The following is an 8,166-nucleotide window of genomic DNA, read 5'->3' on the forward strand; positions in this document are numbered from 1 at the left end:
TTGTTAATTTGAAGGGTATTGATATCAATGATCTTTTTATCAATGGATAATTGATTAATATCCACCATAAATTGTGGTGTGCTTAGTAAAGTGTCTTTTTGTAAATCTAAAACCAATAAATCTTCGAGTACAATAGATTTAAATGGCTTGATGTAGAGACTCTTGATTGATACGGTGGTTTTAAGCTCTTTAGATAAATATGCGGCAGCCTTCTGCGCAAAATAAGTTTGAACAGGCTTAAATTGTAGCGAAAAAATAAGAAGCGCAAACAGCAGAATTATTGATGCGATTACCCAAAGGAGTATTTTAAATAGTTTTTTAATAATTTTGCAGCTTAAATATTAATAATTTGTCTGTTATACTTGCTATCGAGTCTTCTTGCGATGATACATCCGTTGCTATTTGTAACAACGGCAAAATTACTGCCAATGTTATTGCAAACCAAACAATTCATCAAAATTATGGTGGTGTTATACCTGAATTAGCTTCAAGGGTACATCAACAAAATATTGTGCCTGCCGTACAACAAGCTTTAATTAATGCTAAAGTTACAAAACAGGACATTAATGCTGTCGCTTTTACACGTGGCCCCGGCCTTTTAGGATCGTTACTGGTTGGTGTTTCTTTTGCAAAATCTTTTGCATTAGCTTTAAATATACCTTTAATTTCTGTTAATCATATGCATGCGCACATCTTAGCGCACTTTATTGATGATCCTAAGCCAGGTTTTCCATTTATCTGTTTAACCGTTTCGGGCGGGCACACACAGATTGTGCTGGTAAAAGATTACTTTGATATGGAAATAATTGGCGAAACATTGGATGATGCTGCGGGTGAAGCTTTTGATAAAACTGCTAAATTACTGGCTTTGCCTTATCCGGGAGGGCCGCTGATCGATAAACATGCACAGCATGGAAATCCTTTGGCCTTTAAATTTGCCGAACCGCAAATTGCCGATCTGAATTTTAGCTTTAGTGGTTTTAAAACTTCTATCCTGTATTTTATCAGGAAGCAGGAAAAAGAGAACCATAATTTTATTGCCGAAAATTTAGATGATATTTGCGCATCGGTTCAACATAGCATTGTGCAAATTTTGCTGAATAAGTTAAAGAAAGCGGCAAAACAATACGGAATTAATGAAATTGCTATTGCAGGAGGTGTTTCGGCGAACTCCGGTTTAAGAAATGGATTACAGCAAACAGCCGACGAACTGGGCTGGAAGGTATATATCCCCGCTTTTCAATACTGTACAGATAATGCAGGGATGATTGCCATAGCAGGCTACCAGAAATACCTGAAACAGGATTTCGTAGGACAGGATGTTTCGCCAATGGCGAGAATGGAGTTTTAATTTTGGTTCATTGGTCATTGGTTCATTAGTAAATAGTTAATTGCCTAGAGTAGTTGACTGTTAACGGTAAACTGGCAACTGAAAACCGGTTAATTCCCTCGTTCGTCATTGCGAGGAACGAAGCAATCTTACTACGGTGGTTAAGGCAATGTACCTCCGTGTTTCTGTGCTTCCGTGGCAAAAAACTGTAAACCGCCAATTGAAAACTGGCAATGAGAATTGTTTAAATTGAATTTATATATATGACTGGAGCATCGTTAATATTTTGGATTGTTTGCGCGATACCGCTAATCGGTATTTTATATTGGTTGATCAGAAATGACAAAAACAAACTAAAAGGAAGCTGGGGGGTGATTATTTTAGGTGCTTTGGTTATTGCCGCACTTTTKGTAATTGTGTATGTAACCAAAGATTTTAACGCCATTTTTAGCCAGAATTAATAACGGTGCCTTTTCAATAAAGGCCTGTGCTATAAAATATTATAACATATAAAGCAAAACGCCCTGCTAAAAATATTTAGCAGGGCGTTTTTAATATTATTGAATTTAAGATAGGCTTATTTCTCAGCCAATTTATCGCCGGTTACTTCGGCTTTAATTTTAATTTCTAATTCTTCTGCAAGTTCAGGGTTGTCGCTTAACAATTGTTTTACGGCGTCTCTACCTTGGCCAAGTTTGGTATCTCCGTAAGAGTACCAAGAGCCTGCTTTTTTGATGATGCCGAAGTCAACACCTAAATCTACAATCTCTCCGTTTTTAGAAATACCTTCACCAAACATTACATCAAATTCTGCAATGCGGAAAGGTGGAGCCACTTTATTTTTAACGATTTTTACTTTCACACGGTTACCGGAAACTTCATCAGAATCTTTGATCTGTGATATACGACGGATATCTAAACGTACCGATGCATAAAATTTCAACGCATTACCACCGGTTGTGGTTTCAGGGTTGCCGAACATTACACCAATTTTATCACGTAATTGGTTAATGAAAATACAGCAACATCCGGTTTTCGAAATTGTTCCGGTTAATTTACGTAGCGCCTGACTCATTAAACGGGCGTGTAAWCCCATTTTACTATCGCCCATTTCGCCTTCAATTTCACTTTTAGGAACCAAAGCGGCAACAGAGTCAATTACAATTACATCAATAGCACCCGAACGGATTAAGTTATCAGCAATTTCTAATGCCTGCTCACCATTATCTGGTTGAGAGATTAAAAGGTTATCGGTATCAACACCTAGTTTCTTTGCATAAAACTGATCAAAAGCATGCTCTGCATCGATAAAAGCAGCAATACCGCCTTTTTTTTGTGCTTCGGCAATAATATGTGTGGCTAAAGTTGTTTTACCAGAAGATTCCGGACCATAGATTTCTATTACACGGCCTTTTGGGATACCGCCAATACCTAAAGCAATATCTAAACTGATCGATCCTGTAGAAATAAAATCTATTGGCTCAATGGCAGAATCGCCAAGTTTCATGATGGTACCTTTACCGTAAGATTTCTCTAGCTTATCTAAGGTAAGTTGTAGGGCTTTTAATTTATCTGGATTTGCAGTGCTCATTTCTTTTTTCATTGATTGCGTAAATATAATCGATTATCGGCTAATATGCTTAAATGTTGATATTTATAATACTAATATATTTAGCTAATGTAAATGTTTTTTAGCTAATATCAATAGTAAAGTGAAAATAATTTTTTAGGCTTTTAGTTTATCTCTTTCGTTTTGAGTGGTTAAGCGTTCGAAGTACCTGCACATGTAAGTAATTTCGCAAACATCGCATTTGGGGCTTCTGGCCACACAAACGTAACGTCCGTGCAAAATAAGCCAGTGGTGTGCAATGTGGATATCGTGCTCGGGAAGGTTTTTAACTAAATCTTTTTCAACCGCCAGTGGGGTTTTACCATTGGTTAAACCTAAACGGTTGGCCACACGGAAAACATGGGTATCAACCGCCATTGCCGGTGCATTGTAAATTACCGAGGCAATTACATTGGCGGTTTTGCGGCCAACGCCTGGCATTTTCTGTAAGTCGTCAATCCCAGAAGGCACCACATCGTTAAATTCGTTAAGCAGAATATTAGCCATACCCACCAGGTGTTTTGCCTTATTGTTGGGATAGCTGATACTTCTGATGTAATCGAAAACAATATCGGGCGTAGCTTCGGCCAGCGCTTTAGCATTAGGGAACCGTTGAAAAAGCGCAGGGGTTACCATGTTTACCCTTTTATCGGTGCATTGTGCTGAAAGGATTACCGCCACTAAAAGCTGGTAGGGATTATTATAATGTAACTCGGTTTCTGCATCAGGCTGCTTGGCCGAAAAATGTTCTACAAAAAGTTTGTAGCGTTCTTTTTTAAGCATGTGCAAATATAGGTTAAAGATGGAAAATGTAATATGGGAAATGGAAGATGGGAGAGGTGTGAGATAAAACTGAGATTTGCTATCATGAGGAATAATTTATTTCATAAAAATCAATATTAACGACGTATAATTGATTATTTTTTACCCTACAGCTCATGCTTTCCTCGGCTCACCGCCGCCGAAAGGCTCTTTCTTTTTGATGTCAAAAAGAAACAAAAAACACCGGCTGAAAATTTTTCTTTAGAGGTCAGCGGTGTGGCTGGGTCAGCAGAATCCGAAAAATTTGTTAGGCCGGATTTAAGCGGAACAGGGATGCGGTGCTGTGGCATGGCTGGATGGAAATGCATAATGTCGCAAATATCTTATTAGTAAGCAATTGCAAAATAACGTCAATGAAAGCTTAGTCGAAGGACCTTTACTTATAAAAGGTTAATTGTTTAAATCGCTCAATCCACGCTAACCGCTTAACGCCAACCTCATGGCCCAACTACAAGCGATAATTATATAAACATTTTCGGTAAATGTGTAACATCCGGAAAGGCTGTAGCGCTAGTTTTGTATAATAATAAAACCCTGTTCTGGTTGCAAAGCAAATTAATAAGCAGCTCGCTAACTGGTATCAGGAAATAGGTTGATAACATTTAACTTAACACAAAATGAAAAGATTATTTAAATTATGGACAATCAATGTCCTTGTACTAATTGTGGCTGGCAGTGTATCAGCACAGGAAAAAGCAGCAGCGGTTAACCCTTTGCAGGCTTATTACGAAGTTAAAGATGCCTTAATTAGCAGCAATGCAAGCGTGGCTGGCACCAAGGCTACCGCATTAATTAACGCCATAAAAGCCAACGAGAAAACGAACACTTCGAAAGTTCTGCGTGATAAAATATTATTTGATGCTGAGCACATTGCGGAAAGTAAAGATATTGAACATCAAAGAGATCATTTTACCTCCCTGTCAACCGATTTTTATGCCTTGGTAAAAGCAGTAAAACTTAACGATAAGCCTGTTTATTATGCTTATTGCCCGATGAAAAAAAGCTATTGGTTAAGTGAAAGCGAGGCAATAAAAAATCCGTATTATGGCAGTAAAATGTTAACTTGTGGTAAGGTTGCCGTGGTGCTTAAATAAAACATACGCTACAAAATGAAGTTTATTTTAGTTTGTTGCCTTAGTATTTTGCTCAGTAGTTTTACTTTTGGCCAACATCAGCACAGTGAGGTAAAAGCAGCTGCCCCAAAAAAAGCTCCCCTCAAAGCAAGTGATGTGGAAACTTTAGGCAACAAAAAGTCGCCGGGGGTTGTGCGCTATGATTTATATGTTGCCGATACAACGGTAACTTTTGGCGGGAAACCTAAAAGAGCCATTGCGGTTAACGGGCAAATACCTATGCCAACACTAACTTTTACCGAGGGCGATACAGCAGAAATACATGTACATAATAGACTAAAGGAGTCAACTTCGTTGCATTGGCATGGGCTATTTTTGCCAAATCAATATGATGGGGTTCCTTATTTAACCCAAATGCCTATTGCGCCCAATAAAACCCATGTTTACCGTTTTCCGATTATACAGAACGGTACCCATTGGTACCATAGCCATTCGGGCTTACAGGAGCAGATTGGAATGTACGGTGCCATGATCTTAAACAAAAGAAAAGAACCCACTATACCGACGATACCTGTTGTTTTGAGTGAGTGGACAAATATGATGCCCCACGAAGTAGACAGGCGATTACACAATGCCAATGATTGGTTCGCGATAAAAAAAGGCACAACACAGAGTTATGTCGAAGCAATAAAAGGTGGGCACTTTAAAACCAAGCTCACCAACGAACTGAAACGGATGACTGCCATGGATGTGAGTGATGTGTACTACGAAGCATTTTTAGTTAATGGAAAAAATCAATATCAGGTACCAAACAAGCTCAAAGCAGGCGATAAAGTAAGGTTGCGCATTGCTAACGGCGGGGCATCTACCTATTTTTGGCTCACGTATGCCGGTGGTAAAATAACGGTAGTGGCCAGCGACGGTAACGATGTAACACCCGTAGAAGTAGATAGGCTGATTATTGCTGTTTCCGAAACCTATGATGTAATTGTAACCATCCCCGAAAACAAAAGCTTCGAGTTTTTGGTAACCCCCGAAGACCGTACCAAATCTGCTTCCTTATGGCTGGGTAGTGGGCAAAAAGTGCCGGCTCAAAAAATGCCCAAATTGAAATATTTCGAAGGCATGAAAATGATGAACGAAATGATGGATATGAACGGTAATCTGGTGCAGATGGAAGGCATGAAAATGCAGAACCAGGTGATGGATATGAATACCGTAATGTATGCTGAGCTGGATGATACTGGGACTGATACTGTTGTTGCTGATGCGCATAAAGCCCATAATATGGGTAGTAGCAAAAGCGCAAAAGGCCCCATGACAACATTAAATTACGATATGTTGCGCTCACCTGAAAAAACGGTTTTACCTAAAGCCCCAACCCGCGAAATGGAGTTTCAGTTAACGGGCAACATGAACCGTTATGTTTGGACTTTGGATAATAAAACCATTTCTGAAGAAGATAAAATCCTCATTAAAAAGGGCGAAAACCTGCGGATCATTTTATATAACAACAGTATGATGCGCCACCCTATGCACTTGCATGGGCACGATTTTAGGGTAATTAATGGTCAGGGCGATTACGCTCCTTTAAAAAATGTACTCGATATTATGCCCATGGAGCGCGATACCATTGAGTTTAGCGCTTCAGAAAGTGGCGATTGGTTTTTTCATTGCCACATTTTATACCACATGATGAGTGGGATGGGTAAAATCTTTAGTTATGAAAACTCGCCGCTAAACCCCGAAATCCCAAACCCTAAATTGGCGCAGCGAAAACTTTTTGCCGATGACAGGATGTTTCATTTTATGGCAGAAAACGATTTTGCCAGTAACGGAAACGATGGTATGGTCATGTTGGCAAATACGCGCTGGAGCATTGGCGCTGAATGGCGCTTAGGTTACAATAAAATGCACGGCTTTGAAACCGAAACTCATATTGGCCGATATGTAGATAGAATGCAGTGGCTAATGCCTTTTGTAGGTTTCGATTGGCGCTACCGGAAAATGGAAGCTGGCGAACAGGAAAGCAATATTTTTGGCCAAAAAAGCACAAAGGATAAAAGAAGTATGTTTAGTGTAGGGCTTGCCTACACGCTGCCTATGTTGGTAGTAGCGCAGGCAGAAGTTTACCACGACGGTAATGTTCGTTTACAGTTAATGCGGGAAGATATACCAATTTCTAAACGCTTAAGGGCAAGCTTTATGGTAAATAGTGATAAAGAGTTTATGGGCGGACTTAAATTTATTACCACTAAATACATGGGCATTTCTGTGCACTATGATAGCGATATGGGCTTTGGCGCAGGCTTAACGCTTAATTATTGATCTAAGCATTTGTAATCTCCCTCAAAAAGTTAACTGGCAACTAATTTTGAATGATTGAGTTTTGAATGATTGAATGAGTGAGTGATTTGGACTATCACATCCAATCATTCAGGAATTGCGAAGGGTTTTTAATTAACCGCACTGACCTTTCGTTTTAAACCTGATGGGAACGGCAGCCCGAGCTTTTTCTGCGAGGCTACAGTGTACAGCAGGACTGAAATTTTTGCTTGCACTAACTTTCATTTTCTAAAAAAAGTAACAATATAGATTACTACGCTCCATCACAAAGTGCTGCTTCGTTCGCAATGACGAATATTTTTAGTGAAAGGAAGTTGCTGGCACTTTAACCTGTTCCGTTACGTCCTGATTACTTTTAATTAACCAGAAGGCAAAAAAAGCACCAACCAAAGCCATAGCTGCACCAACATAGGCTGGCGAAGTATAATCGAATCCATAAACTAGTGGAAGCCCGCCGAAGAATGCGCCTAAAGCATTACCAATATTAAAACTCGCCTGACTTGCAGATGCTGCCAGCATTTCGGAGCCCTTAGCACTCTGGATCATTAACATCTGTATTGGGGCTGCCAACGCAAAAGATACGGCGCCGGTAACAAAAGTCATAATTAAAGCCAGTGGCTGACTTGCGGATACGAAGTGAACAATGGTTAGTGTAATTACCATGGTGAGCAACAAGGCTGCAGACGCTTTTGCTGGTGAAAATTTATCGGCCAATCGGCCGCCAACGTAATTGCCGAACATCATGCCCAAACCTGCCAGCATTAATATATAGGTTACTGCATTTGGCGAAAAGCCTGCAACATCTGTCATTAAAGGGGCGATATAACTGTACCAGGTAAATAATCCACCCGTTCCGATCGAGATCATCAAAATGATGATCCATGCTTCTCTTTTTTTGAAGAAACTTAGTTCTGCTTTTAAATCACGGTTTTTTGTGGCTTCCAGCGCTGGAAGCCATAATTTTAAACTTAGCAAAGTAACAAGGC

At 39.6% G+C, this 8,166-nt stretch carries 7 protein-coding genes; 4 read left to right on the forward strand and 3 right to left on the reverse strand.

What is annotated here, in order from left to right; genetic code table 11:
• Window positions 1-349: 349 nt before the first annotated feature.
• Window positions 350-1,351 (forward strand): tRNA (adenosine(37)-N6)-threonylcarbamoyltransferase complex transferase subunit TsaD, encoded by a 1,002-nt coding sequence (gene tsaD / locus AC1DPQ_RS10755; protein ID WP_477585317.1) that lies wholly within the window; start codon window positions 350-352, stop codon window positions 1,349-1,351.
• A 242-nt stretch (window positions 1,352-1,593) separates the two neighbouring features.
• Window positions 1,594-1,791 (forward strand): hypothetical protein, encoded by a 198-nt coding sequence (locus AC1DPQ_RS10760; RefSeq protein WP_477609216.1) that lies wholly within the window; start codon window positions 1,594-1,596, stop codon window positions 1,789-1,791.
• A gap of 116 nt (window positions 1,792-1,907) precedes the next feature.
• Here the strand turns inward: AC1DPQ_RS10760 and recA are convergent, their stop codons facing one another.
• Together recA and nth are read right to left on the reverse strand one after the other, a co-directional pair.
• Complete coding sequence (gene recA / locus AC1DPQ_RS10765; RefSeq protein ID WP_029280282.1) at window positions 1,908-2,921, reverse strand: recombinase RecA; 1,014 nt, start codon at window positions 2,919-2,921, stop codon at window positions 1,908-1,910.
• 135 nt (window positions 2,922-3,056) lie between these two features.
• On the reverse strand, window positions 3,057-3,722 hold the full coding sequence (nth, locus tag AC1DPQ_RS10770) for an endonuclease III (protein WP_477583982.1): 666 nt from the start codon (window positions 3,720-3,722) through the stop codon (window positions 3,057-3,059).
• A 656-nt stretch (window positions 3,723-4,378) separates the two neighbouring features.
• Here nth and AC1DPQ_RS10775 point away from each other — a divergent pair.
• Window positions 4,379-4,855: a DUF3347 domain-containing protein gene (locus tag AC1DPQ_RS10775; RefSeq protein ID WP_477583983.1), complete on the forward strand. Its 477-nt coding sequence runs from the start codon at window positions 4,379-4,381 to the stop codon at window positions 4,853-4,855.
• A gap of 15 nt (window positions 4,856-4,870) precedes the next feature.
• Window positions 4,871-7,162: a multicopper oxidase domain-containing protein gene (locus tag AC1DPQ_RS10780; RefSeq protein ID WP_477583985.1), complete on the forward strand. Its 2,292-nt coding sequence runs from the start codon at window positions 4,871-4,873 to the stop codon at window positions 7,160-7,162.
• A 318-nt stretch (window positions 7,163-7,480) separates the two neighbouring features.
• Here AC1DPQ_RS10780 and AC1DPQ_RS10785 read toward each other — a convergent pair.
• The coding region (locus AC1DPQ_RS10785; RefSeq protein WP_477609218.1) for an MFS transporter at window positions 7,481-8,166 on the reverse strand (686 nt) is incomplete at its 5' end.

This window comes from Pedobacter sp. 01T416_2, assembly GCF_056398925.1.

Excerpts from the sequence above, each read along its gene's own strand:
- nth (WP_477583982.1), bottom strand. The coding sequence starts at position 3,722 with ATGCTTAAAAAAGAACGCTACAAACTTTTTGTAGAACATTTTTCGGCC.
- AC1DPQ_RS10775 (WP_477583983.1), top strand. The coding sequence starts at position 4,379 with ATGAAAAGATTATTTAAATTATGGACAATCAATGTCCTTGTACTAATT.
- AC1DPQ_RS10780 (WP_477583985.1), top strand. The coding sequence starts at position 4,871 with ATGAAGTTTATTTTAGTTTGTTGCCTTAGTATTTTGCTCAGTAGTTTT.